This is a genomic window from Shewanella sp. BJSY2023SW001 (assembly GCF_047314685.1).
Lineage (GTDB): Bacteria > Pseudomonadota > Gammaproteobacteria > Enterobacterales > Shewanellaceae > Shewanella > Shewanella indica.
Window position 1 is genome coordinate 1 of sequence record NZ_JBKORF010000035.1, and the last position, 233, is coordinate 233.

Annotated in this window: 1 pseudogene; it reads right to left on the minus strand. The window is 49.4% G+C overall.

Annotated elements, in window-relative coordinates:
• Positions 1 to 233: pseudogene (locus ACMHXH_RS08085) on the minus strand (IS4 family transposase); the annotation flags it as partial.

Consider the following 233-nt stretch of genomic DNA (forward strand, 5'->3'; position numbering starts at 1 on the left):
CTGTTCAATACCAAGTGACTGCTTAACTCCATCATGCAAACCATGCGAATTTGAGGATAGGCAGCATCACCAGAAGCGTTGGCAGTTTTGGCAAAAGCCTGATTGTTTTGCTCACTATCAGGTGTTCGCCACACGACACCATCGACCCCATAGAGGTTGAGCCCACACCAATGCGGATGCTCAGCTCTCTCATGCCAGGTCTTGGCACTTCGCTTAAACACATCCTGAACAAC